At 54.8% G+C, this 24910-nt stretch carries 25 protein-coding genes; 14 read left to right on the top strand and 11 right to left on the bottom strand.

The window, feature by feature from the left end; genetic code table 11:
* Window positions 1-16: 16 nt before the first annotated feature.
* A complete protein-coding gene (gene rhaA / locus OGV83_RS00375) occupies window positions 17-1276 on the bottom strand; it encodes an L-rhamnose isomerase (RefSeq protein ID WP_049009558.1) in 1260 nt (419 codons plus the stop codon).
* Window positions 1273-2742: a rhamnulokinase gene (gene rhaB, locus OGV83_RS00380; protein WP_104867941.1), complete on the bottom strand. Its 1470-nt coding sequence runs from the start codon at window positions 2740-2742 to the stop codon at window positions 1273-1275. The genes rhaA and rhaB overlap by 4 nt, the downstream gene beginning before the upstream one ends.
* Window positions 2743-3042: 300 nt before the next feature.
* Between rhaB and rhaS the strand changes: the two genes are divergently transcribed.
* Together rhaS and rhaR are read left to right on the top strand one after the other, a co-directional pair.
* Window positions 3043-3879: an HTH-type transcriptional activator RhaS gene (gene rhaS, locus OGV83_RS00385; protein WP_012133897.1), complete on the top strand. Its 837-nt coding sequence runs from the start codon at window positions 3043-3045 to the stop codon at window positions 3877-3879.
* Window positions 3880-4032: 153 nt separating this feature from the next.
* Complete coding sequence (gene rhaR / locus OGV83_RS00390; protein ID WP_047459845.1) at window positions 4033-4881, top strand: HTH-type transcriptional activator RhaR; 849 nt, start codon at window positions 4033-4035, stop codon at window positions 4879-4881.
* Here the strand turns inward: rhaR and rhaT are convergent.
* Window positions 4878-5912, bottom strand: coding sequence for an L-rhamnose/proton symporter RhaT (gene rhaT, locus OGV83_RS00395; protein ID WP_012133892.1), 1035 nt, complete (start codon window positions 5910-5912; stop codon window positions 4878-4880). The genes rhaR and rhaT overlap by 4 nt on opposite strands.
* Before the next feature lie 288 nt (window positions 5913-6200).
* Between rhaT and sodA the strand changes: the two genes are divergently transcribed.
* Window positions 6201-6821 carry a superoxide dismutase [Mn] gene (gene sodA, locus OGV83_RS00400; protein ID WP_024130664.1) on the top strand — a complete coding sequence of 207 codons (621 nt, stop codon included), beginning with the start codon at window positions 6201-6203 and terminating at the stop codon, window positions 6819-6821.
* Between the two features lie 341 nt (window positions 6822-7162).
* Entirely contained in the window at window positions 7163-8146 is a 984-nt protein-coding gene (kdgT, locus tag OGV83_RS00405) for a 2-keto-3-deoxygluconate transporter (protein WP_012133890.1), read from the top strand.
* A 52-nt stretch (window positions 8147-8198) separates the two neighbouring features.
* Here kdgT and OGV83_RS00410 read toward each other — a convergent pair whose 3' ends face one another.
* A complete protein-coding gene (locus OGV83_RS00410) occupies window positions 8199-9089 on the bottom strand; it encodes a dihydrodipicolinate synthase family protein (RefSeq protein ID WP_286463004.1) in 891 nt (296 codons plus the stop codon).
* 153 nt (window positions 9090-9242) lie between these two features.
* Here OGV83_RS00410 and yiiM point away from each other — a divergent pair, with 153 nt between their 5' ends.
* Window positions 9243-9914 carry a 6-hydroxyaminopurine reductase gene (gene yiiM, locus OGV83_RS00415; RefSeq protein ID WP_286463005.1) on the top strand — a complete coding sequence of 224 codons (672 nt, stop codon included), beginning with the start codon at window positions 9243-9245 and terminating at the stop codon, window positions 9912-9914.
* Between the two features lie 98 nt (window positions 9915-10012).
* Here the strand turns inward: yiiM and cpxA are convergent, their stop codons facing one another.
* Together cpxA and cpxR are read right to left on the bottom strand one after the other, a co-directional pair.
* Window positions 10013-11386 carry an envelope stress sensor histidine kinase CpxA gene (cpxA, locus tag OGV83_RS00420; protein WP_110494833.1) on the bottom strand — a complete coding sequence of 458 codons (1374 nt, stop codon included), beginning with the start codon at window positions 11384-11386 and terminating at the stop codon, window positions 10013-10015.
* Window positions 11383-12081 carry an envelope stress response regulator transcription factor CpxR gene (cpxR, locus tag OGV83_RS00425; RefSeq protein ID WP_012133886.1) on the bottom strand — a complete coding sequence of 233 codons (699 nt, stop codon included), beginning with the start codon at window positions 12079-12081 and terminating at the stop codon, window positions 11383-11385. Before cpxR ends, cpxA begins: the two co-directional genes overlap by 4 nt.
* Before the next feature lie 150 nt (window positions 12082-12231).
* Between cpxR and cpxP the strand changes: the two genes are divergently transcribed.
* The 6 genes from cpxP (at window position 12232) to OGV83_RS00455 (ending at window position 18365) form a co-directional block, all read left to right on the top strand.
* Window positions 12232-12732, top strand: coding sequence for a cell-envelope stress modulator CpxP (gene cpxP / locus OGV83_RS00430; protein WP_012133885.1), 501 nt, complete (start codon window positions 12232-12234; stop codon window positions 12730-12732).
* 148 nt (window positions 12733-12880) lie between these two features.
* Window positions 12881-13783: a CDF family cation-efflux transporter FieF gene (fieF, locus tag OGV83_RS00435; protein WP_049011792.1), complete on the top strand. Its 903-nt coding sequence runs from the start codon at window positions 12881-12883 to the stop codon at window positions 13781-13783.
* Window positions 13784-13973: 190 nt separating this feature from the next.
* On the top strand, window positions 13974-14936 hold the full coding sequence (gene pfkA, locus OGV83_RS00440) for a 6-phosphofructokinase (RefSeq protein ID WP_012133883.1): 963 nt from the start codon (window positions 13974-13976) through the stop codon (window positions 14934-14936).
* Between the two features lie 208 nt (window positions 14937-15144).
* Window positions 15145-16134, top strand: a complete 990-nt coding sequence (gene sbp, locus OGV83_RS00445) for a sulfate/thiosulfate ABC transporter substrate-binding protein Sbp (protein ID WP_286463006.1) — start codon at window positions 15145-15147, stop codon at window positions 16132-16134.
* A 103-nt stretch (window positions 16135-16237) separates the two neighbouring features.
* A complete protein-coding gene (locus OGV83_RS00450; protein WP_115615274.1) occupies window positions 16238-16987 on the top strand; it encodes a CDP-diacylglycerol diphosphatase in 750 nt (249 codons plus the stop codon).
* 73 nt (window positions 16988-17060) lie between these two features.
* On the top strand, window positions 17061-18365 hold the full coding sequence (locus OGV83_RS00455; protein ID WP_012133878.1) for an SLC13 family permease: 1305 nt from the start codon (window positions 17061-17063) through the stop codon (window positions 18363-18365).
* Window positions 18366-18447: 82 nt separating this feature from the next.
* Here the strand turns inward: OGV83_RS00455 and tpiA are convergent, their stop codons facing one another.
* Window positions 18448-19215, bottom strand: a complete 768-nt coding sequence (tpiA, locus tag OGV83_RS00460; protein WP_024130662.1) for a triose-phosphate isomerase — start codon at window positions 19213-19215, stop codon at window positions 18448-18450.
* A gap of 114 nt (window positions 19216-19329) precedes the next feature.
* Window positions 19330-19926 carry a YiiQ family protein gene (locus tag OGV83_RS00465; RefSeq protein ID WP_286463007.1) on the bottom strand — a complete coding sequence of 199 codons (597 nt, stop codon included), beginning with the start codon at window positions 19924-19926 and terminating at the stop codon, window positions 19330-19332.
* A 100-nt stretch (window positions 19927-20026) separates the two neighbouring features.
* Here OGV83_RS00465 and OGV83_RS00470 point away from each other — a divergent pair, with 100 nt between their 5' ends.
* Window positions 20027-20473: a DUF805 domain-containing protein gene (locus OGV83_RS00470; RefSeq protein WP_049011788.1), complete on the top strand. Its 447-nt coding sequence runs from the start codon at window positions 20027-20029 to the stop codon at window positions 20471-20473.
* Window positions 20474-20548: 75 nt separating this feature from the next.
* On the opposite strand, the gene fpr is transcribed toward OGV83_RS00470, so the two are convergent.
* Window positions 20549-21295, bottom strand: coding sequence for a ferredoxin--NADP(+) reductase (gene fpr / locus OGV83_RS00475; RefSeq protein WP_286463008.1), 747 nt, complete (start codon window positions 21293-21295; stop codon window positions 20549-20551).
* A gap of 95 nt (window positions 21296-21390) precedes the next feature.
* Window positions 21391-22401 (bottom strand): class II fructose-bisphosphatase, encoded by a 1011-nt coding sequence (gene glpX / locus OGV83_RS00480; RefSeq protein ID WP_071259473.1) that lies wholly within the window; start codon window positions 22399-22401, stop codon window positions 21391-21393.
* A gap of 140 nt (window positions 22402-22541) precedes the next feature.
* On the opposite strand from glpX, the gene OGV83_RS00485 reads away from it, so the two are divergent.
* Window positions 22542-22850 (top strand): type II toxin-antitoxin system HigB family toxin, encoded by a 309-nt coding sequence (locus OGV83_RS00485; RefSeq protein ID WP_047459826.1) that lies wholly within the window; start codon window positions 22542-22544, stop codon window positions 22848-22850.
* Window positions 22850-23269, top strand: a complete 420-nt coding sequence (locus tag OGV83_RS00490) for a helix-turn-helix domain-containing protein (protein WP_049011786.1) — start codon at window positions 22850-22852, stop codon at window positions 23267-23269. Before OGV83_RS00485 ends, OGV83_RS00490 begins: the two co-directional genes overlap by 1 nt.
* 117 nt (window positions 23270-23386) lie before the next feature.
* Here OGV83_RS00490 and glpK read toward each other — a convergent pair whose 3' ends face one another.
* A complete protein-coding gene (gene glpK, locus OGV83_RS00495; protein WP_012133870.1) occupies window positions 23387-24895 on the bottom strand; it encodes a glycerol kinase GlpK in 1509 nt (502 codons plus the stop codon).
* Window positions 24896-24910: the final 15 nt, after the last annotated feature.

The following is a 24910-nucleotide window of genomic DNA, read 5'->3' on the forward strand; positions in this document are numbered from 1 at the left end:
AAGTCAGGCGTCGCGGTTAGCTACGTTTGCTCAGAATCTCTTTTTCATAGGCACGGACGCTTTCCAGCCACTGGCTGCCGGCTGGCGTGTCGTGACGCTGGCAATACATTTCCCAGACGGCTTGCCACGGCAGGGATTTCTGCTCTTCCAGCAGCGCCAGGCGGGCGGTGTAATCGCCGCTGGCTTCTAACTGACGCAGTTGCCCGGTTGGTTCCAGCAGCGCGCGCAGCAGCGCTTTCTTCATATTGCGCGTGCCGATAACCCACGCGGCGATACGGTTGATGGAGGCATCGAAGAAATCGAGGCCGATATGCACGCGGTCAAACAGGTTGTGACGCACGATTTCGCTGGCAATTGCCTGGGTTTCATCATCCAGCAGCACGACGTGGTCGCTGTCCCAGCGCACCGGGCGGCTGACGTGCAGCAGCAGGCGCGGCACATACAGCATGGCGGCGGAAATCTTGTCGGAAATCACTTCGGTCGGATGGAAGTGGCCCGCGTCGAGGCACAGCGCGGTCTGGCGGCTGGTGGCGTAGCCCATGTAGAACTCGTTGGAGCCGACGGTATAGCTTTCCGCGCCAATACCGAACAGTTTGCTTTCCACGGCGTCGATGTGATGCGCTGGGTTCAGTTTTTCGCTGATCACCTCGTCCAGCGCCTCCAGCAGGCGTTGGCGCGGCGCTAAGCGGTCAACGGTGATGTCTTTCATGCCATCCGGGATCCAGATGTTCATCACCGACGGCGTGCCCAGTTGCTCACCGAAGTACGCGGATACGCGGCGGCTGGCCTTGCAGTGGTCAATCCAGAACTGGCGAATGTTGTCGTCCGCGTGCGCCAGGGTGAAGCCGTCAGCGCTCAGCGGGTGAGAAAAGCAGGAGGGGTTGAAGTCCAGCCCTAACTGGTTCGCTTTTGCCCATTCCACCCAGTTTTTGAAGTGCTCCGGTTTGATCTGGTCGCGGGACACCGGCGTGTCAGACTCCAGATAGATTGCGTGTAAGTTCAGGCGTTTTGGCCCCGGGATCAGGCTTAGCGCCTGTTCCAGGTCGGCGCGCAGCTCGCTGGCGCTGCGCGCTTTACCGGGATAGTTACCGGTGGCCTGAATACCGCCGGTGAGCGATCCTTCCGGGTTTTCGAATCCGGCGACGTCGTCGCCCTGCCAGCAGTGCATCGATACCGGCAGACGATCGAGCTGGCGTAACGCCTCCTCGACATCAATACCTACCGCAGCAAAACGTTGTTTCGCCAGTTCCCAGGCTTGTTCAAGTTGAGTGGTCATGCGCAAAGCTCCTTTGTCTGTCGTTTTGATTGAAACTGCGCAACGTGGCGGGCAATTTCACTGTCAGGATTTGGGGTAAAGGTCGTCAGGTCGTAGTTGGTTCTCACCACCTGACGGAAGTCGTCAACGTTGTTCAGTTCGTCCAGCGTCATGAGCTGGATGCCGATATTGCCGAGGGTGGAAGCCTCAATCGGCCCGGCCATCACGCGAATGCCGCAGGCATCGGCGCACAGCTGGTTCAGCAGGGCGTTCTGGCAACCTCCTCCAACGATGTGCAGCTGGCTAAAGGCTTCACCACGCAGGTTCGCCAGCTCCTGCAACACATCGGCATACAGCAGCGCCAGACTGTCGAAAATGCAGCGTGCCAGTTCGGCGTTACGGGTGGGTTCCGGCTGGCCGGATTCACGGCAGGCCGCCTGAATCTCCGCGCTCATATCGGCGGGGTTGATAAAGCGATCGTCATTCGGGTTTATCAGGAAACGGCAGGCCGGAAGCGACTGGGTCTCGGCGATCAGCGCGGGCAGGTCGGTAATCTGGCGCTCTTTCAGTACGCGCTGAAGCAGCCAGAGCCCCATGATGTTTTTCAGCACCCGGTAGCGGCCTTCTGCGCCGCCTTCATTGGTGATGTTCGCCGCCAGCGCCGCGTCATCGGTGTAAGGCGTTCTGCTCTCGAAGCCCATCAACGACCAGGTGCCGGAAGAGAGATAAGCGCTGTTTTTATCGGCCAGCGGAGAGGCGATCACCGCGCTGGCGGTGTCGTGACTGGCGACGGCGACCACCGGAATCTGATTTTTCTGTGGGCAGATCCAGTAGCCGATCACGTTGCCCGGATGGGTGGGCCTGCCAAACCAGGCTTTGTTGGCGCCGGTCCAGTCCAGCAGGGTATCGTCCCAGTCATCGCTGTTGATATTGACGAGCTGCGTGGTGGTGGCGTTGGTGTATTCCCAGTTCATTTCGCCCGTCAGGCGGAAACTGAAATAGTCGGGGATCAGCAGGGCATGCGCCACCTGCGGGATAAGTTCAGGCTGTTGTTCAACCAGCGCGCGGAGCTGATACAGCGTATTGAACGGCAGAAACTGAATGCCGCTGCGGCGATAGATATCATGCTTGCCGAGCTGCGCCAGCGCCTGCTGCATCACCCCCGTGGTACGGTTGTCGCGATAAGATACGGGCAGACCGACGCGCTGGCCGTGCTTGTCGAGCAGCACATAGTCCACGCCCCAGGTATCAATGCCGATGCTGTCAATACGGATACCTTCATCGCAGACTTTCTCCAGTCCAAGGCGAATTTCATTTTCCAGGCTGTCGATATCCCAGGCGTCGAACCCGTCTGTTTTTTGCAAACAGTTCGCGAAGCGGTGGATTTCACGCAGTGTCAGGGCGTGTTGTTCACTGTCGTAACGCGCCAGCATTACGCGCCCACTGGATGCCCCGAGATCGACAGCGACACAATGGCGAAAAGTCATGGTGAAGTCCTTCTGAGTTTCATTGCACTCAGTCTAAGAACCCCCAGGAAGGCGTACCTTCCTGTTACTGACAGGTTAAATTGGCCGCTGGCAAGGAGGCAAAGGTGAACGTGATAGCGTTCACAATTTCCGTTTATCAGCGTGAATTGGCCGGATGTGACGGCGTCCGCATTTCCTGATCTTTCCCGTCCTTTCTTGAAAAAACGACCGGGTTTGCGCGCTTTGGCGTTAAAAATTTAAGGTGAGGGTAGTAACCCTTAATTACTATTTCTGACATGTTTCTCATATCAGGAAGCCATCATGACCGTACTGCATAGCGTGGATTTTTTTCCGTCAGGTAAAGCGCCCGTGGCCATTGAACCCCGGCTTCCTCAGTCTGCTTTTCCTGAACATCATCATGATTTTCACGAGATTGTGATTGTTGAACATGGCACTGGCATTCATGTGTTCAATGGGCAGCCCTACACCATTAGTGGCGGTACGGTCTGCTTTGTTCGCGATCACGACAGACATCTGTATGAACACACCGACAACCTGTGTCTGACGAATGTGCTCTATCGCTCGCCGGACGCGTTTCAGTTTCTGGCAGGGCTGAACCAGCTCTTGCCGCAGGAACAGGATGGGCAGTATCCGTCACACTGGCGCGTGAATCAGAGCGCGTTGCAGCAGGTGCGGCAACTGGTGGCGCAGATGGAAAACGCCGGAGACGAGATGGACACACCTGCGGTCGCCAACCGTGAAATTCTGTTTATGCAGTTGCTGGTGCTGCTGCGTAAAAGCAGCCTGATGGAAGGGGCGGCCAATAACGATGCGCGGCTGAATCAGTTGCTGGCCTGGCTGGAGGATCATTTTGCTGAAGAGGTGTGCTGGGAATCGATAGCCGACAAGTTTTCGCTCTCGCTGCGCACGCTGCATCGTCAGCTCAAACAACAGACCGGCCTGACGCCGCAGCGCTATCTTAACCGTCTGCGGCTTATCAAGGCTCGCCACCTGCTGCGTCACAGTGATGAAAGCGTCACAGATATCGCGTATCGCTGCGGTTTTGGCGACAGTAACCATTTTTCGACGCTGTTTCGCCGGGAATTTGACTGGTCGCCCAGGGATATTCGCCAGGGGCGGGACGCATTGCTACAGTAACGCGAAAGCTATCACCGTTTTTTGTCGCCAATTTGCTGATAATCGTCCCCTTCAATGCCGGATGGCGGCTTCGTCTTATCCGGCCTACGGCGGCGATCTGTAGGCCAGATAAGCGTAGCGCCATCCGGCAAGCATTCAACGTGAGGTGCTGCGGTGGCAAATCAGTTAGTCCTTCTGAAAAAAGACTTTTTTGCGAATGACGGCCAGGCTGTCGCGGTTGCCGATCGCTATCCGCAAAATGTGTTCGCGGAACATACACACGAGTTTTGTGAACTGGTGTTGGTCTGGCGCGGCAACGGTTTGCATGTGCTCAACGATCGCCCTTACCGCATCACGCGTGGCGATCTGTTTTATATTCGCGCCGAGGACAGACACTCCTACACCTCCGTTAACGATTTGGTTTTGCAGAATATTATTTACTGCCCGGAGCGGTTGACCCTGAATCTTGGCTGGGAAAGCGCCATTCCGGGCTTTAACGGCAGTGAACGGCGCCCGCACTGGCGGCTGGGCAGCGTGGGGATGAATCAGGCGCGGCAGGTTATCAGCCAGCTTGAACATGAGAGCAATCAGGGCGATCCGCTGGCGAATGAGATGGCGGAGCTGCTATTTGGTCAGCTGGTGATGACGCTGAAAAGACACCGCTATGCTACCGATGATCTCCCGACCAGGGCGAGCGAAACATTGCTGGATAAATTGATTACCGCGCTGGCCGGCAGCCTGGAGCGCCCCTTTGCGTTGGATGCGTTTTGCGACCAGGAGCAGTGCAGCGAGCGGGTGCTGCGACAGCAGTTTCGCTCACAGACCGGGATGACCATCAACCAGTATCTTCGCCAGATCCGCATCTGCCATGCGCAGTATTTGCTTCAGCACAGCCGCCTGATGATCAGTGAGATTTCAATGCAGTGCGGCTTTGAGGACAGTAACTACTTTTCGGTGGTGTTTACGCGGGAAACCGGGATGACGCCCAGCCAGTGGCGTCATCACAGTACGCAAAACGATTAGCTTGCCATTCCCATGCCGACGATGTTGGCGGCAATAATAATGACCACACAACCCAGACTGAGAACGCTGACAGGACGACGACCCGCGTTTTTCCACTCTTTTAGCACCAGACCCACAATCCCACCGCACAGCACGTAGAAGCTCATGTGCAGCATCCAGCTGATGTAGTCATACTGCGGTGGAATGCGAGCGTGGCCCCAGGCGTAGAAAAAGAACTGCAAATACCACATCAGGCCACCCAGCGCGGACAGCAGGATATTGGTGATGATCATCGATTTTGCCAGCGAGAAGTCGGCTTTTATCGACAAGTTTTTCACTTTTGCCAGACGAACGAAACAGAAACCCAGGTTGATCAGCGCGCCGCCGCCCATGATGACCACGTAGCTTGGCAGAGCGACATACAGCGGATCGACGCCGAGCGCGGCAGCGGCTTCATGCATCGGTTTGGCGGCGTTCATCGCAAAGGACATCCCGGCGGAGAAAATACCGCACATCACCGCCAGCAGCAGACCTTTTTTCAGGTTGAACTCCTCGGCGGTGATCCCCATTTTGCGTTCTTTTAACTGCCCGGCGCGGGTGACGATGCCAACGCCGATCAGCGCCACCAGGACGCCCAGCAGCGTCATTCGTCCTCCTTCGGTATTGATCAGCACATCAAAGTTTCCATTGATGATGGGGGTCATCAGGGTGCCGACGATCAGCGTAATACCAATCGCGATGCCGATCCCCATCGACATGCCGAGATAGCGCATGGTCAGGCCGTAGTTAATATTACCGATGCCCCACATTGCGCCGAACAGAAATACGGGCAACAGGGTGGAGAGGTTGAAGGAACTGTAATAGGCCCAGAAATCCGGGAGCAGCAGGGCGCTGATGGTCCAGGGCAGGATAAGCCAGGAGACAATCCCACCGATTGACCACATGGTTTCCCAGGACCATTGTTTAACTTGTTTGAACGGGGCATAAAAACAGGCTGCACTGGCCGCACCTATCAAATGCCAAAAGATACCCATCGTAATCGCGTTACTCATGACTTAATCCTCATCGTTTTTATTGCCGGTGTGACCCTCCCGACCTGATGAGTGTAAAAATTGCGCAGTTGATTAACCTTTTGAGGATTGCCGACATTTCTTCCTTCCTGGCAACCAGCACGTTATACGGGTGATTTGGCTCACATATTCAAGAACATAATGAAAAGTTATATCCTTATTAAAACTACGGCATTGATAAGCATTTTCAATATCATTTAATTAACTATAATGAACCAACTGCTTACGCGGCATTAACACTTCAGCCGCTCGACAATAATGGAGATGATTATGAGTTATACACTGCCATCCCTGCCGTACGCTTATGATGCGCTGGAACCGCACTTCGATAAGCAGACGATGGAAATCCACCATACCAAACACCATCAAACTTATGTCAACAACGCTAACGCGGCGCTGGAAAACCTGCCTGAATTCGCGAACCTGCCGGTTGAAGAACTGATCACCAAACTGGATCAGCTTCCGGCGGACAAAAAAACCGTACTGCGCAATAACGCGGGCGGCCACGCTAACCACAGCCTGTTCTGGAAAGGCCTGAAAAAAGGCACCGCTTTGCAGGGCGACCTGAAAGCGGCTATCGAGCGTGATTTCGGTTCCGTTGATAACTTCAAAGCGGAGTTTGAAAAAGCGGCGGCAACGCGTTTCGGTTCCGGTTGGGCCTGGCTGGTGTTGCAGGGCGACAAACTGGCGGTTGTCTCTACCGCTAACCAGGACTCCCCGCTGATGGGCGAGGCCATTTCCGGCGTTTCCGGTTTCCCAATCCTGGGTCTGGACGTATGGGAACACGCTTACTACCTGAAATTCCAGAACCGTCGCCCGGACTACATCAAAGAGTTCTGGAACGTGGTGAACTGGGACGAAGCTGCTGCGCGTTTCGCGGCGAAAAAATAAGTCTTTTTGCCTGATGGCGCTGCGCTTATCAGGCCTACGAAGAGGATTTGTCAATTTGTAGGCCGGATAAGGCGTTAGCCGCCATCCGGCATTGAATTCAGCCCCCGCAGGCATAACCTGCGGGGGCTTTCTTTTAGGCGCTTTTGGGCTTGCCTGGTGTGACTTACGTCAAATTAAAAACATCAATCCATAAAAAATGAAACATAGTTTTGTTATGTGGTTGGGATCACTTTTATTGTTCGAATGAATGTCTATCGTTTCTTCATCAACGCGGGTGTGCCTCAAAGTAAGGCGCATTCGCCCATAAAAATTGCCCGTTTTTATGTCTACAGGTGAAGGAAATGCAGATTAAACGCACGATAGAAAAAGTCCCGGGTGGCATGATGCTCGTTCCGTTGTTCCTCGGCGCGCTATGCCACACCTTCGCGCCAGGTGCAGGGAAATACTTCGGCTCATTCACAAACGGTATGATCACCGGTACGGTGCCGATTCTGGCGGTCTGGTTCTTTTGTATGGGCGCGTCGATCAAACTGAGCGCCACAGGCACCGTACTGCGTAAATCCGGGACGCTGGTGGTGACCAAAATTGCGGTTGCCTGGGTGGTGGCCGCTATTGCGTCACGCGTTATCCCGGAACATGGGGTGGAAGCGGGCTTCTTCGCCGGGCTGTCTACGTTGGCGCTGGTGGCTTCTATGGACATGACCAACGGCGGGCTGTACGCCTCCATCATGCAGCAGTACGGCACCAAAGAAGAGGCCGGGGCATTTGTCCTGATGTCGCTGGAGTCAGGGCCGCTGATGACGATGGTTATTCTGGGAACCGCCGGGATTGCCTCGTTTGAACCGCATGTATTTGTGGGGGCGGTATTACCGTTCCTGATTGGTTTCGCGCTGGGGAATCTCGACCCGGAACTGCGGGAATTCTTCAGCAAAGCGGTACAGACGCTGATCCCGTTCTTCGCCTTCGCGCTGGGCAACACCATTGATTTGAGCGTGATTGCACAGACGGGCGTGCTGGGGATTCTACTGGGTGTGGCGGTCATTATTATCACCGGTATCCCGTTAATTATCGCTGACAAGTTTATCGGCGGCGGTGACGGTACGGCAGGTATTGCCGCCTCAAGTTCTGCTGGCGCCGCAGTAGCCACGCCCGTGCTGATCGCAGAGATGGTTCCGGCGTTTAAACCGATGGCGCCCGCCGCGACCTCGCTGGTTGCCACATCGGTTATCGTAACTTCGATTCTGGTGCCGATCATTACCTCAGTCTGGTCGCGGAAGGTGAAGGCCAGAGCGGCGGAAATCGATATTCGCGGTACGGTGAAATAAACCCGTTTTGCCGGATGACGGCTTATGCCTCATCCGGCGCTTCCGGTCAGAATTAACGGCCAAACACCTCATCAATTGTGCGACGCTCGTGCTCGTTCAGTTCTCCTCCCGCATTACGCGACACGCCGGTACAATAGCCGAACTTACGCGATACCACGGTTTTAATCGTGGTTACAAAATCCTCGCCAATCGCGTAAATGGACATAAACGTGCCGATTTTCTCCTGGATATCGCGCAACGTTTGCAAATCACCCTGCTTAAACGCCTCCCGCGCGCTGACAAACAGCTCCGGCATCACGTTGTTTAAGCCGGAAATAATGCCTGCGCCGCCCGCCAGCAGGTTGGGAATGTAATACTCGTCATAGCCGGAGAGCACGGCAAAATCGTCGCGTACCGCGCGGGTGGTCTGAATCATGCTGCGGGTATGGGACTGGCAGTCGACGGTATCTTTAATCCCGGCAAAATTCGGGAATTCGGCGGCAAGGGTCGCCACCAGATCCGGCGTTAAATCGCAGCCGGTACGTGCCGGGAAATTGTAGGCAAACCATTTGCCGCTCAGGGCGTTACCAAGCTGGCGGAAGTAGCTCAGAAGCTGCTTCGACGTCTGCCCGTAGTAATACGGCGGCAGAATCATCACCGCATCGTACCCGACGCGGTACGCTTCCTGCGCCATAAGCAGGATGTCGCTGGTGCAGGTGGAGGAGACATTGGCAACCATCTTCAGCGAACTCATCGCGTGGGCCTCGCGGATCAGCATCAGCCGCTCTTCCAGCGTGAAAGACGCAAATTCGCCAATGCTGCCCATCAGCAAAATAACATCAATGTTGGCCTCGGTAAGGCGTTTGAGATGCTGGCTCAGGCCGTTGAGATCGACTTTTCCGTCATTGTCCATCGGCGTAATGGAAGGACACCAGACGCCAGCAAACTGCGATTGTACTGTCACGTTGTTGACTCCTTATTATGAAATGGCGTTTCAAAATCACTTTAATTGATAGCACGTCTGCTGGCGCATCATGTGAACCCGGCTCTCATTTTGAGCGGCTGAGACAAAATAAATATGCTCTAATGAGGATTATTTGTCGGGAGAGGGAAGCTGATGCGATATCCGGTCGAGGTGTTTACGGGCAAAATTCGGGACTATGCGGGAAATCGTCCCAGCGCCATTGCGAAAATCCAGGTTGATGGCGAGCTGATGCTTAGCGATCTGGGCCTTGCCGGTGATGAGCAGGCAGAGACAAAAATTCACGGTGGGCCCGATCGCGCGCTGTGCCATTATCCCCGTGAACACTATCTGCACTGGGCGCGTCAATTCCCGGCGCAGGCGGATCTGTTTGTCGCGCCCGCGTTTGGCGAAAACCTTTCGACCGACGGTCTGACCGAGCAAAATGTTTTTATCGGCGATATTTTTCAGTGGGGAGAGGCGCTGATTCAGGTGACTCAGCCACGTTCGCCGTGCTTTAAGCTCAACTTCCATTTCGGCATTAGCGATATGGCGACGCAGATGCAGAACGCCGGGAAAACCGGCTGGCTGTACAGCGTTATCGCGCCGGGGCAGGTATCGGCGGATGCGCCGTTAATTCTGGCGTCGCGCGTCAGTGATGTGAGCGTACAGGAGGCGATTGCGATAGCCTGGCATATGCCGTTTGACGACGGCCAGTATCATCGTTTGCTGTCGGCGGCGGGGTTATCGAAAAGCTGGACCAGAACGATGCAGAAGCGCCGTTTGAGCGGCAAAATTGAAGATCAGTCACGACGTTTACGTGGATGATGTAACGCCCGATGGCGCTACGCTTATCGGTCCTACAACGTACGGTTCCGTAGGCCGGATAAGGGCGTTCACGCCGCCATCCGGCACCACAGCGAGACTTAAGAACGCTTATACAACGGCAGCCAGATCACCAGCCGTAAGCCGCCCAGCGGGCTGTCTTCGGCTTTCACCCAACCGCGATGCTGCTGGATCGCGGTCTCAACGATGGCCAGCCCCAACCCTGTTCCACCGGACTCCCGATCGCGCGCTTCATCGGTACGATAAAACGGGCGGAAGATCTGTTCACGGTCTTCAGGGCTAACGCCCGGGCCATCGTCATCAACCGTTATCGTAATGCCGTCTTTATCCACCGCGAAGCCGACTTCAATCTTCGTGTGCGAATAGCGCAGGGCGTTACGGACAATGTTCTCCAGCGCGCTTTCCAGGGTGTTAGGGTTGCCGTATAACGGCCACGGCCCCGGCGGGAAGTTCACCGTTAACGATTTGCCCATCTGCTCGGCTTCGAAGGCGGCGTTATCCAGCACGTCTCCCCACAGATGATTGGCTTTCATCGTTTCGCTGACCAGCGCGTTTTTCTGTTGATTACGCGACATCACCAGCAGGTCGTTGATCATGCTGTCCAGCCGCTGCGCTTCGGTCTCGATGCGCTCCAGCTCTTTACTCTCGCCGCTACGGCGACGCAGCAGCGCGGTGCCCAGTTGCAGACGCGTAAGCGGAGTGCGTAGCTCGTGCGAGATATCCGACAGCAGACGCTGCTGCGTGGTCATCATACGTTCCAGCGCAGTTACCATCTGGTTAAAGCTGGCACCAGCCGCAAGAAATTCCTGCGGGCCTGCTTCCAGTTCTGGATGTTGTCGCAGATTACCCTGAGCCACTTCGTCCGCCGCGTTTTTCAACTTACGCGCCGGTTTCGCCAGGCTCCAGGCCAGCCAAAGCAACAGAGGCGAACTGACCAGCATGGTGACGATCAGCAACAAGAGCGGGCGGTCAAACAGCAGATTAATAAAATCGGATTGGGAACTGCTGGCCGGTCGAATCAGATAAAGCTGGTAGTTATCTTCCCCGTCTCTGACAGAGAACGGGCCTACCATCTCAACGCGGCCATATTTCTTCTTCTGCGGATGATCGGCGTTATCCGCCTGACCAATAAAGTTACGAATGATCTGCATTTCGCTGCGTTCTGCGCCGATCACGCGTCCTTCAGTGGTCACAAGCAATAACCGCTGTCCTGGCGGCGCCCACTTGTCGATCGCACGGAACAGGCGACGCCACCACATTAAATCGTTGGGTGGATCGTTCGCGAGTTCAGCTTCTACATGTTGCTCAATCATCAACCCCTGGCGCTGTTCGCTGTCCAGTAGCTCGGTCATCTGGCGTGAGTCGAGCTTGGGTAACATCAATACCAACATCAGCACCAGCGCCAGCGTCAACCAGAAGATGGCAAAGATGCGCGCGGTTAAACTGCCTATCATGAAGCGGAAACCATCAAATAACCGCGACCACGCAGGGTTTTAAACCACGGGTGCCCGTCTTTACGCTCCGGCAGCTTACGACGCAGGTTGGAGATATGCATGTCGATTGCGCGGTCGAACGGCGTCAGGCGTTTACCCAGCACTTCCTGGCTCAAATGTTCACGCGAAACCACCTGGCCGAGATGCTGCGCCAGCAAATAGAGCAGGGTAAATTCGGTGCCGGTTAACTCCAGGGTTTGACCATCGAAGCTGGCCTCCTGGCGACCCGGATTGAGGCTTAACGCATCCACTTCCAGCGTCGGCGAGCCGTTGTCGTTGTTCTGCTGCTGTTCGCTCCAGTGAGAGCGGCGCAGAATCGCACGGATACGCGCGACCAGTTCACGGTCGTTAAACGGTTTAGGTAAATAATCATCCGCGCCCAGCTCAAGGCCGAGTACGCGATCCAGTTCGCTGCCGCGCGCGGTCAGCATAATGACAGGGGTCTGGTGTGTCTGGCGAAGCGCTTTCAACGTATCAATACCGTTTTTCTTCGGCATCATGACATCGAGCAAAAGTAAATCAATGCTGTCGTCCAGAAGCTCAAGTGCCTGCTCCCCGTCATGGGCAACCAGCACATTGAAGCCTTCCATTTCGAGCAGCTCCTTTAACAGGGAAGTTAGCTCTCGGTCATCATCAACTAACAGGATTTTATTCATTGTTTAAGTACCTCCGAGGCAGAAATTACGTCATCAGGCGTCGCTAATCCATGACTTTACGTTGTTTTACACCCCCTGACGCATGTTTGCAGCCCGAATCGTAAACTGTCTCTCGTTGAATCGCGACAGAAAAGATTTTGGGAGCAAGTGATGCGCAAAGTTACCGCTGCCGTCATGGCCTCAACGCTGGCACTCAGTCCTTTAAGCCACGCTGCTGAAGTCGTTACAGGCGATAACTGGCATCAAGGTGAAGGACTTACGCAGCGCAGTACGCAGAGCCATATGTTCGACGGCATAAGTTTAACCGAACATCAGCGTCAACAGATGCGAGATCTGATGCAGCAGGCAAGACACGAACAGCCTCCTGTTAATGTTAGCGAAATGGAGACAATGCATCGCCTTGTCATCGCAGAAAAATTTGATGAAAACGCTGTGCGCGCTCAGGCAGAAAAAATGGCGCAAGAACAGGTTGCCCGCCAAGTCGAAATGGCCAGGGTTCGCAACCAGATGTATCGCCTGTTAACGCCGGAGCAGCAAGCGGTTTTAAATGAGAAGCATCAACAACGAATGGAGCAACTGCGCGATGTGGCGCAATGGCAAAACGGCTCCTCGTTGAAGTTATTGAGTAGTAGCAACTCACGTTCCCAGTAACAAACCCTGTTTTCCTTGCCATAGACACCATCCCTGTCTTCCCCTCCATGATGGAGGGGTTTTTTTTGTCCAAAATTTGTCATCCGGTTATTGCCTTACTGTTTTACTCCATCCGTTATACTACCGGCATGGAAAGGCAGGAGTGTTTATGAATCAAACCTATGGGCGACTGGTCAGCCGGGCGGCAATTGCCGCGACAGTGATGGCGTCACTGTTACTTTTGATCAAAATTTTTGCGTGGTGGTACACCGGGTCGGTGAGTATTCTGGCTGCGTTGGTTGACTCGCTGGTGGATATTGCCGCGTCGCTGACTAACCTGTTAGTGGTGCGCTATTCGCTGCAACCGGCGGATGATGAACACACCTTTGGACACGGCAAAGCAGAGTCGCTGGCGGCGCTGGCGCAGAGCATGTTTATTTCCGGCTCGGCGCTGTTTCTGTTTTTGACCGGTATTCAGCATCTGATTACCCCTACGCCAATGAACGAACCGGGCGTCGGGGTCGTGGTGACGCTTATCGCCCTGGTTTGTACGATCATTCTGGTCACGTTTCAGCGTTGGGTTGTGCGCAAGACGCAAAGTCAGGCAGTACGGGCAGATATGCTTCATTATCAGTCTGATGTTATGATGAACGGAGCGATTCTCGTTGCGCTTGGGCTGGCCTGGTATGGCTGGCATCGCGCGGACGCCTTGTTTGCGTTGGGAATCGGCATCTATATTCTATACAGCGCACTACGTATGGGGTATGAGGCAGTGCAGTCGTTACTGGATCGCGCGCTGCCCGATGAGGAACGTCAGGAAATTATTGATATCGTGACATCGTGGCCGGGCGTCAACGGTGCTCACGATCTTCGCACGCGGCAGTCAGGGCCGACCCGCTTTATTCAGATTCATTTGGAAATGGAAGATAATCTGCCGCTCGTTCAGGCGCATCTGGTGGCTGAACAGGTAGAGCAGGCGATTTTGCGGCGTTTTCCGGGTTCGGATGTCATTATCCACCAGGACCCCTGTTCAGTCGTACCCAGGGAAGGCAAGAGGTTTGAGCTTTCGTAATTCGTTGTAAAAAAGTGAGCAAGGCCAGCATTTTGTGTATAAATTACCGCCGTTTGGCCTGACCTGAATCAATTCAGCAGGAAGCGGTTGTTATACTATCTGCATATTCGTTGGATCGTCCCGATGTGCAGTAACAGTATCGGCTTCCGGCAACAGATTTCATTTTGCATTCCAAAGTTCAGAGGTAGTCATGATTAAGAAAATCGGTGTGTTGACAAGCGGCGGTGATGCGCCTGGCATGAACGCAGCAATCCGTGGTGTTGTACGCGCAGCGTTGACGGAAGGACTGGAAGTAATGGGTATTTATGATGGCTACCTGGGTCTGTATGAAGACCGTATGGTTCAGCTCGACCGTTACAGCGTGTCCGACATGATCAACCGTGGCGGTACTTTCCTCGGTTCCGCGCGCTTCCCGGAATTCCGCGATGAAAATGTTCGCGCAGTGGCTATCGAAAACCTGAAAAAACGTGGCATCGACGCGCTGGTTGTTATCGGCGGTGACGGTTCCTATATGGGTGCAAAACGTCTGACTGAAATGGGCTTCCCGTGCATCGGTCTGCCGGGCACGATCGACAACGACATCAAAGGCACTGACTACACCATCGGTTATTTCACCGCACTGGGTACGGTAGTGGAAGCGATTGACCGTCTGCGTGACACCTCTTCCTCTCACCAGCGTATTTCCATCGTTGAAGTGATGGGGCGTTACTGCGGCGACCTGACCCTGGCGGCGGCTATCGCTGGGGGCTGTGAGTTTGTTGTGGTGCCGGAAGTGGAATTCAGCCGTGACGATCTGGTTGCGGAAATCAAAGCGGGCATCGCGAAAGGTAAAAAACACGCGATTGTCGCGATCACCGAACATATGTGTGACGTTGATGAACTGGCGCACTACATCGAGAAAGAGACTGGCCGTGAAACGCGTGCGACCGTACTGGGTCACATCCAGCGTGGCGGCTCTCCGGTGCCTTACGACCGTATTCTGGCTTCCCGTATGGGCTCATATGCCATTGAACTGCTGCTGGAAGGCTTTGGCGGACGTTGTGTGGGCATCCAGAACGAACAACTGGTTCACCATGACATCATCGACGCTATCGAAAACATGAAGCGTCCGTTCAAAGGTGACTGGCTGGATTGCGCTAAAAAGCTGTACTGATCGTTGTGTGTATTGTGCCGGGTGGCGGCTAACGCCTTACCCGGCCTACAACAGTACGGCCTGTAGGCCGGATAAGGCGTTAGCCAGCATCCGGCAATATCCTTCATTTATTCCCTCAAGTTATAGCCAATCTTTTTTTATTCTTTAATGTTTGGATTCCTTTCTGGCACGCTTTACTCATCACAACACTACATAAGAGAGCTGGGCGATGAATAAATGGGGCGTGGGGTTAACATTATTGCTGGCATCGACCAGCGTTCTGGCGAAGGATATTCAGTTACTTAACGTGTCTTACGATCCAACGCGCGAGCTGTACGATCAGTACAACAAAGCGTTTAGCGCGCACTGGAAACAAGAAACGGGCGACAATGTGGTGATCCGTCAGTCACATGGCGGTTCCGGTAAGCAGGCGACGTCAGTCATTAACGGTATTGAGGCCGATGTGGTGACGCTGGCGCTGGCTTATGACGTTGATGCCATTGCAGAGCGCGGCCGTATCGACAAAAACTGGATCAAACGTCTGCCGGACAACTCCGCGCCGTACACGTCCACCATCGTCTTCCTGGTGCGTAAAGGCAATCCGAAGCAAATCCATGACTGGAACGACCTGGTAAAACCGGGCGTGTCGGTGATTACGCCGAATCCGAAAAGCTCTGGCGGCGCACGCTGGAACTATCTGGCTGCGTGGGGATACGCCCTGCACCACAACAACAACGATCAGGCCAAAGCGCAGGACTTCGTAAAAGCGTTATTTAAGAACGTGGAAGTGCTGGATTCTGGCGCGCGCGGTTCAACCAACACCTTTGTTGAGCGTGGGATTGGTGACGTGCTGATCGCCTGGGAGAACGAAGCGCTGTTGGCGACGAATGAACTGGGCAAAGATAAATTTGAAATCGTGACGCCGAGCGAATCGATTCTCGCAGAACCGACCGTCTCCGTGGTGGATAAAGTCGTGGAGAAAAAAGGGACGCAAGTCGTGGCGGAAGCCTATCTGAAGTATCTCTACTCGCCGGAAGGGCAGGAAATTGCGGCGAAAAACTTCTATCGCCCACGCGACCCTGAAGTGGCGAAGAAATATGAAAATGCATTTCCGAAGCTGAAACTCTTCACCATTGACGAGGAGTTTGGCGGGTGGACGAAAGCGCAGAAAGAGCATTTCTCTAATGGCGGTACGTTCGACCAAATCAGCAAACGCTAATGTAAATGGCTTTTCCAGCCCGGTGGCATCGTGCGACCGGGCTTTTTTATTTGTCATCATTTTGCGTTACTCTTGCACGTCAATAAGAGACAGGGAATGAGTAATGAAAAAAACAGGTTATTTTTTGCTGGCGGTTGTGATTGTTGCCGCCGTCGCGGGCATTGGCTACTGGAAGCTGGCCGCTAATCCGAACGCATTGCGGGATATTGTTCTGCAACAATGCGTACCGAACCAACTGCAACAGCAAAATCCTGCGCCATGCGCTGAAGTGAAACCGGATGCCGGGTATGTCGTGTTTAAAGATCGTAACGGCCCGTTGCAGTATCTGCTGATGCCGACGTACCGCATCAACGGTACGGAAAGCCCGCTGCTGGTGGAGCCCTACACGCCGAACTTCTTCTGGCTAGCCTGGCAGGCGCGCAGCTTTATGAGCCAAAAGTACGGCAAAGATATTCCAGATAGCGCCATTTCGCTGGCGATTAACTCACGCTCCGGGCGGACGCAAAACCACTTTCATATCCACATCTCCTGCCTGCGCCCTGATGTGCGAGCGAAACTGGATGATAATCTGGCGAAAGTGAGTACCCGATGGCTGCCGCTGCCGGGCGGATTGCGCGGGAATGAATATCTGGCGCGTCGGGTGACGGAAAGCGAGCTGGCGCAACGCAGCCCGTTCATGATGCTGGCGGAAGAAGTGCCGGATGCGCGTGAGCACATGGGCAGCTATGCACTGGCGGTGGTGCGCCAGAGCGACGACTCTTTTGTTTTGCTGGCGACGCAGCGCAACCTGCTGGCGTTTAACCTCGCTTCCGCTGAGGAAATTCAGGATCATCAATGTGAGATTTTGCAGTAACCCCACCTAATCTGGCGTTTACTCCACCTGCCTGTCTCCGTATTCTTGTTGAAAAAAACAACAGGAGACAGGCATGTCGCTCTGGCTTACACACCCTCTGTTCATTCCTTCGCTGGTGGTCGGCGTGACCATTCTGCTCTGGGCAACCTCGCTGTTGCCGGAGTTTATTACCGCGCTGCTGTTCTTTACCGTGGCGATGGTGGCGAAGATCGCGCCACCGGACGTCATTTTTGGCGGTTTTGCCTCGTCGGCTTTCTGGCTGGTCTTTAGCGGTTTTGTGCTGGGGGTGGCGATTCGCAAAACAGGGCTGGCAGACAGGGCGGCGCGCGCCTTATCCGCCAGACTGACCGACTCATGGCCGCTGATGGTGGCGAGCGTGGTGCTGCTCAGCTATGCGCTGGCGTTTGTGATGCCGTCCAATATGGGGCGTATCGCGCTGCTGATGCCCATTGTCGCGGCGATGGCGAAACGTGCCGGGATTGCCGATGGCACGCGCGCCTGGTACGGACTGGCGCTTGCGGTGGGCTTTGGAACCTTCCAGCTCTCCGCGACCATCCTGCCTGCTAATGTACCTAACCTGGTGATGAGCGGGGCGGCGGAAGGTTCGTATGGCATCCACCTGAACTATCTGCCGTATCTTCTGCTGCATACGCCTGTTCTGGGCTGGTTGAAAGGTGCGCTGTTAATCGTCCTGATTTGTTGGCTGTTTCCCGGTAAACCGCATGCGCCTCGCGACCTGACGCCGCCTGCGCCGATGAGCCGTGCGGAGAAACGGCTGGCGTGGATGCTGGCGGTGGTGCTGGCGATGTGGGTCAGCGAAAGCTGGCACGGTATTGGCCCGGCGTGGACCGGGCTGGCGGCGGCGGTGATCACGCTGTTGCCGCGCGTGGGGTTTATCAACGGGGAAGAGTTTTCCAGCGGCGTGAATATCCGCACCTGTATTTATGTGGCAGGCATTCTGGGGCTGGCGATCACCGTGACGCAAACCGGCATTGGCAATGCGGTGGGCGAGGCGCTGCTGCATGTCATGCCGCTGGACCCGGAAAAGCCCTTCACCAGTTTCCTGGCGCTGACCGGCATTACCACCGCGCTGAATTTTATTATGACGGCGAACGGCGTTCCGGCGCTGTATACCACGCTGGCGCAGAGTTTTTCCGACGCAACCGGTTTTCCGCTGCTGTCGGTGATTATGATTCAGGTATTGGGGTACTCCACGCCGCTGTTGCCGTATCAGGCGTCGCCGATTGTGGTGGCGATGGCATTAGGGAAAGTCCCGGCAAAACCAGGTATGACGCTGTGTCTGGCACTGGCGCTGGCAACGTATCTGGTGCTGTTGCCGCTGGATTACGTGTGGTTTAGTTTACTGGGGCGTTTGTAAAAAAAGCCCGGTGGCGTTAACGCTTACCGGGCCTGTGATTTTGTGTGGCGGGTAAGCGCACGCGCCACCCGCCACAACAGCATTAAGCTTGTTTAGCCGCTTCCGCTGCTTTAACGATCACCGCGAACGCGTCAGCTTTCAGGGAAGCACCGCCAACCAGCGCGCCGTCGATGTCCGGCTGAGCGAACAGTTCTGCCGCGTTAGCTGCGTTTACGGAACCGCCGTACTGGATGATCACTTGCTCAGCGATTTTCGCGTCAGCTTTGGCGATGTGGTCACGGATGAATTTGTGAACAGCTTGCGCCTGCGCCGGAGTGGCGGATTTGCCAGTACCGATCGCCCATACAGGTTCGTAAGCGATAACCACGCCTTCAAACGCCGCAGCGCCCTGAGTTTTCAGTACCGCATCGATCTGACGAGCACAGACTTCTTCAGTTTTGCCGGCTTCGTTTTCTGCTTCGGTTTCACCGATGCACAGAACCGGAGTCAGACCCTGCTCTTTCAGCACGGCGAATTTCTTCGCGATCAGCTCGTCAGACTCTTTGTGGTAAGTACGACGCTCAGAGTGGCCGATGATGATGTACTGCGCGCCGATATCCTTCAGCATTTCAGCAGAAGTTTCACCGGTGAATGCGCCAGACAGGTTCAGGTCAACGTTCTGCGCGCCCAGAATGATGTGGCTACCGGCAGCGGCGTGTTTCGCCATGTCGATATACATTTCCGGCGGTGCAATCGCAACTGCACAGCCAGCAACGCCAGCCAGTTCTTTACGCAGGTTAGCCACCAGCTCGTTTACCATGTGGCGGCTGCCGTTCAGTTTCCAGTTACCCATCACTAAAGGATGTCGCATTTCATTTCTCCACGCTTTGTCAGCGAATTAAGGAAGATGGCCGCCCTTCAGGGACGGCATGGTCTGTGAAACAGTATAGAGATCCCTCCCTCGAAAGGCTTTGCTTTTTGTCACTTAATTCAGCCCTTCCAGATTCTCCGATAGCGCTAGCTTAATCGGTTCAACAGCGAAGGTCAGCCCTTTTTCCCCGTTGTCTGCGACAACATAGCGAATCGCGCCTTCCGTTTCGGCGTAGTAGTGCTTATTCTTGCCCGCTGTGAGTAATTTTTGCAGTTTTTGCTGGCTTTGCTCTTTTGTCAGAAGCGGGGCGACGGTGCGGATCACCGCCGCCATGTATTCCTGCGCTTTGACTTTGGCGGCTTTTTGCTCGGGCCCCTGAATGGGAAGCCAGGTAATCTGCATACTTTTGATTTTTAACGTACCGCGCTCCAGCGCCGTTGAGGCGTACAGATTTTCATTGATCTTGCTGGCGGCGCGGGTCAGGTTCGCCCTGTCGCGGCTGCTGTCGATAGCACGAAATTCGTTCAGTGGAAGCCGGGGATTTTGCTGATTAAAGTTTTCGCGAAACTGGCTGATGGAGAGATCAAACGTCGGCGCGCCAGCCAGCAGGTAGGGCGCGGTCGTCGCAGACGGCGATGCCTCCGCCAGCACCGTTGTGCTCGCAGTTATGGCGGAAAACAATAATAAAAACAGTGTACACCCTGGCTTCATCAATCTTACCTTTCGTTAGGACTGCTCACGATTAAAACGATAACTGTCGGGCTTGTCAAAAGGGTAAACTGACAGCGAAGGCAATAATAAAGGAACTTACATGACCATACAGCAGTGGTTATTCTCATTTAAAGGGCGTATTGGACGCCGTGATTTCTGGATCTGGCTCGGTCTCTGGTTTGTCGGCATGCTGGTGCTGTTTTCGCTGGCGAGCAAGAATTTACTCGATATCCAGACGGCGGCATTTTGTCTGGTGTGTCTGCTCTGGCCCACGGCGGCGGTCATGGTTAAGCGTCTGCATGACCGGGGGCGCTCCGGCCTGTGGGCGTTATTGATGATTCTGGCGTGGATGCTGCTGGCCGGAAATTGGGTGATGTTGCCGGGAATGTGGCAGTGGGTCGTGGGGCGCTTTGTCCCGACGCTCATTCTGGTCATGATGTTTATCGATCTGGGGGCGTTTGTCGGCACTCAGGGCGAGAATAAGTTCGGCAAAGAAACGCAGGATGTGAAGTTTAAAGCAGAGCCTCAGGCAGGCGATAAACCGTAGGCCGGATAAGGCGTTTATGCCGCTATCCGGCAGATCGCCCGGTGGCGCTGGCGCTTACCGGGCCTGCAACCGTGCTTACCAGTAGTGCTCAGCGGTCATGTGCCCAGGACGACGACGCAGGTGTTTGGTCATGTGCCGGGTCTCCTTCAGCAGCTGTTGCGTATCACGCACCATCTGCGGATTTCCGCACAGCATCACATGGCTGGTCTCGGTGTCCATCGGTAAACCGACCGCCGCTTCCAGCGCGCCGCTTTCAATCAGCGCGGGGACACGCCCGGTAAGCGAGCCTGCGATGGTTTCCCGACTGACGACAGTTTGAATGCGCAGCTTGCCTTCGTAGCGCTTTTGCAATTCCAGCATTAACGGCAGGTAACTTAAATCAGCGGCGTAACGCGCGGCATGCACCAGTACCAGGTTGTTAAAGCGCTCCAGGTCCTTACCGAGTTGCAGAATCGACAAATAAGGGCCAATGGCCGTTCCGGTCGCCAGCATCCACAGGGTGTCGCAGTCAGGCACTTCATCCAGAACAAAGAACCCCGCCGCTTCACTCACCACCTGTACTTCATCGCCAGGTTTAAGCACCGCCAGATGTGGGCTGAGTTTGCCTTCGGGAACCGTCACCAGGTAAAACTCTAAATCGGGATTATCGGGCGCATTCACATAGGAATAGGCGCGTTGTACGCGTTCGCCGTCGATCTCCAGTCCGAGCTTGGTAAACTGGCCTGCGGTGAAGGGATGAACGGGGGCGTGAACGGTCAGACTAAACAGGGCGTCGGTCCAGTACTGTACCTTCGTGACTTTTCCTGTTACCCAATCTGCCATGATCTTCTCCTGTCTGCTGCAATACCCTTATCTTCGTTCGTTGAACGAAAGATTTCCAGCCCCGAAGGGCCGGAAGGCTCAATCGAACAAATCAGTTACAGGATATGCGCCTGCACATCCGGGTCTTTGCGATCCAGATAGTGGATGGACTGAATACGGCGGATAGTGCGCGATTTGCCGCGAATCAGCAGCGTTTCGGTGGTAGCGATATTGCCTTTGCGGCTAATCCCCTCCAGCAGATCGCCTTTGGTGATCCCGGTGGCGGAGAAGATGACGTTATCGCTGCGCGCCATTTCGTCCAGACGCAGCGCTTTACCGGCGTCAATGCCCATAGCTTTACAGCGTGCCAGCTCCTGCTCGCCAATGCGGCGGTTCTCTTCGCTGTCGCCTTTGACGTCGTGACGCGCCAGCAGACGGCCCTGCATGTCGCCATCCAGCGCACGGATTACCGCTGCGGAGACAACGCCTTCCGGCGCGCCGCCAATGCCGTACAGCACATCCACTTCACTGTCTGGCATACAGGTCAGAATAGAGGCCGCCACGTCGCCATCAGGAATGGCGAATACGCGCACGCCAAGCTGCTGCATCTCTGCAATCACCGCGTCATGACGCGGTTTGGCCAGAATCGTAACCGTCAGTTCGCTGAGTGGTTTGCTGAGGGTGGCTGCGATGTTGCGCAGGTTGTCCGCCAGCGGCAGATTCAGGTCGATAGATCCTTTAGCGCCCGGCCCGACGATCAGTTTTTCCATGTACATATCCGGCGCGTTGAGGAAACAGCCTTTGTCGCCGACCGCCAGAACTGCCAGCGCGTTCGCCTGGCCCATCGCCGTCATACGGGTGCCTTCGATAGGGTCGACGGCGATATCTACCGCATCGCCACGGCCGGTGCCGACTTTCTCACCGATAAACAGCATGGGCGCTTCATCAATCTCGCCTTCGCCGATGACAATGGTGCCGTCAATATTGACCTGGTTGAGCATAATACGCATGGCGTTTACCGCCGCGCCGTCAGCGGTATTTTTGTCGCCGCGTCCCAGCCATTTATAGCCAGCCAGCGCCGCCGCTTCCGTTACGCGGGAAAATTCGATGGCAAGTTCTCGTCTCATAGCAAACTCGTAGCAGAAAGGAATGGCGCGAAGTGTAGCACAGGGGAGGGGGCAATCTGAAGGAAGTGTTCACATATTGTAAACAGTAAAATACCATGCTATGGTGTTCACATAATGTAAACGGATGGAACGAACGCAAGATGCACGTCATTTCAAAAGAACCTTTTGAGGAAGCGGCAAAGCGATATCCCAACGATTCGTTAGCCATACGGGCGCTGTATCGCTTAATGCGTGAAACTGACTTCTCTTCTCCGACTGAGATGAGAACTCTGATACCGAGCCTGGACAATTTTAAGTACCGGAACAAATGGTGGGTTCTGGATGTGGGAGGCAACAACTTGAGGGTTATCGCCTACATCAATTTTGTGAATAAACGCTTCTATGTGAAGCACATCAGCACCCACGCTGAATATGACAAGTTGACCCGCTATTACAGGGAGAACAAATAATGAATACCGACACTGCAAAAGCCATTGAAGCAACCAAACAACTCGTCGCTGCTGTTCCTTTCCTGGGAGGCAGCTCTTCAGAGAGCGATTACCGTGAAGCGCTGTCTCTGGTGGATTATCTGATCGAGAACGACGATGAGAACCCGCTCATTGACTTCCTGGCGAGCAAAATTGCCGATTATGAGGATAACAGCGACCGTTTCGCTGAGTTCAATAAAGATATCGCTGAAATGCCGGTTGGCGTGGCGCTGCTACGTACTCTGATTGACCAGTACAAGCTGTCCTACTCAGACCTGAAAGAGGAGATCGGTTCAAAGTCGCTGGTGAGTCAGATCTTATCTGGTCAGCGCTCTCTGACTATCGCTCACATTAAGGCACTCTCTGCTCGTTTCGGTGTGAAGCCAGAGTGGTTTCTTTAAACCATGTCTTACATTCGAGTAATACCGCTCTTTTGGAGTGGTATTACTCTATGGTAATCAAATTATAATAAGTACCTGTAGGCCGGATAAGCGAAGCCGCCATCCGGCATGTCAGTATTACTCTTCGTGGTCTTCCCACGCCAGGGCGCGTTTGACCGCTTTTTTCCAGCCGCTGTAACGGAAGTTACGCTCGGTGGTTTCGATGCCAGGACGGAATTCACGCTCGATGACCGCTTTTTCCTGCAACTCATCCAGGTTCTGCCAGTAACCCACCGCCAGACCTGCCAGATACGCCGCACCCAGCGCCGTTACTTCGCGCACTTCCGGGCGCTCAACGCGCGTACCAAGAATGTCTGACTGGAACTGCATCAGGAAGTTGTTGGCAACCGCGCCGCCGTCAACGCGCAGGGCGTGCAGGCGAATACCGGAGTCCGCCTGCATCGCTTCCAGCACGTCACGCGTCTGGTAAGCGATCGATTCCAGCGTTGCACGGATGATGTGGTTGGAGTTTACGCCACGGGTCAGACCGAAGATGGCGCCGCGCGCATACGGGTCCCAGTACGGCGCGCCCAGACCGGTAAAGGCCGGAACAACGTATACGCCGTTGGTGTCTTTCACTTTGGTGGCGAAATATTCAGAGTCGAATGCGTCGCTGATGAGTTTCATCTCATCACGCAGCCACTGAATGGATGCGCCAGCCATAAACACCGCCCCTTCCAGCGCGTAGTTCACTTCGCCGGTCGGGCCACAGGCGATGGTGGTCAAAAGTCCGTTTTCGGACTTAACCGCTTTCTCGCCGGTGTTCATCAGCATAAAGCAGCCGGTGCCGTAAGTGTTTTTCGCCATCCCCTCTTTGACGCACAGCTGGCCGAACAGCGCCGCCTGCTGGTCACCGGCGATCCCGGCGATTGGAATACGCGTGCCGCCTTTACCCCCGATGTTCGTCTGGCCGTACACTTCAGAAGAACGACGCACTTCCGGCAGCATGGCGCGCGGGATATCCAGCGCATCCAGCATTTTGTCATCCCAGTCCAGGGTATGGATGTTGAACAGCATGGTACGTGAAGCGTTGGTGTAATCCGTGACGTGTACGCGTCCCTGCGTCATTTTCCAGATAAGCCAGGTATCCACCGTACCGAACAGCAGTTCACCGCGACGTGCGCGCTCACGGGAGCCTTCTACGTGATCGAGAATCCACTTCACTTTGGTGCCGGAGAAGTACGGGTCAATCACCAGACCGGTGTTGTTGCGGATGTAATCTTCCATGCCGTCACGCTTCAGGCGTTCGCAGATTTCGGCGGTACGGCGGCACTGCCAGACAATCGCGTTATAAATCGGTTTGCCGGTTTCACGTTCCCAGACGATGGTGGTTTCACGCTGGTTAGTAATACCGATTGCTGCGATCTGATCGGAACTGATGTCTGCTTTCGCCAGCACTTCAACCAGCGTTGAGCTTTGGGTGGCCCAGATTTCCATTGGGTCGTGTTCTACCCAGCCTGCTTTCGGGTAGATTTGCTCAAATTCACGTTGCGACACGCTAACGATATTCGCATCGTGATCCATCACGACGGCGCGGGAGCTGGTGGTGCCCTGGTCGAGCGCAACGATATATTTTTTCTCAGTCATAATTTTTTTGTCCCG

The sequence above is a fragment of the Citrobacter sp. CK189 genome, assembly GCF_030333505.1.
Lineage (GTDB): Bacteria > Pseudomonadota > Gammaproteobacteria > Enterobacterales > Enterobacteriaceae > Citrobacter_B > Citrobacter_B koseri.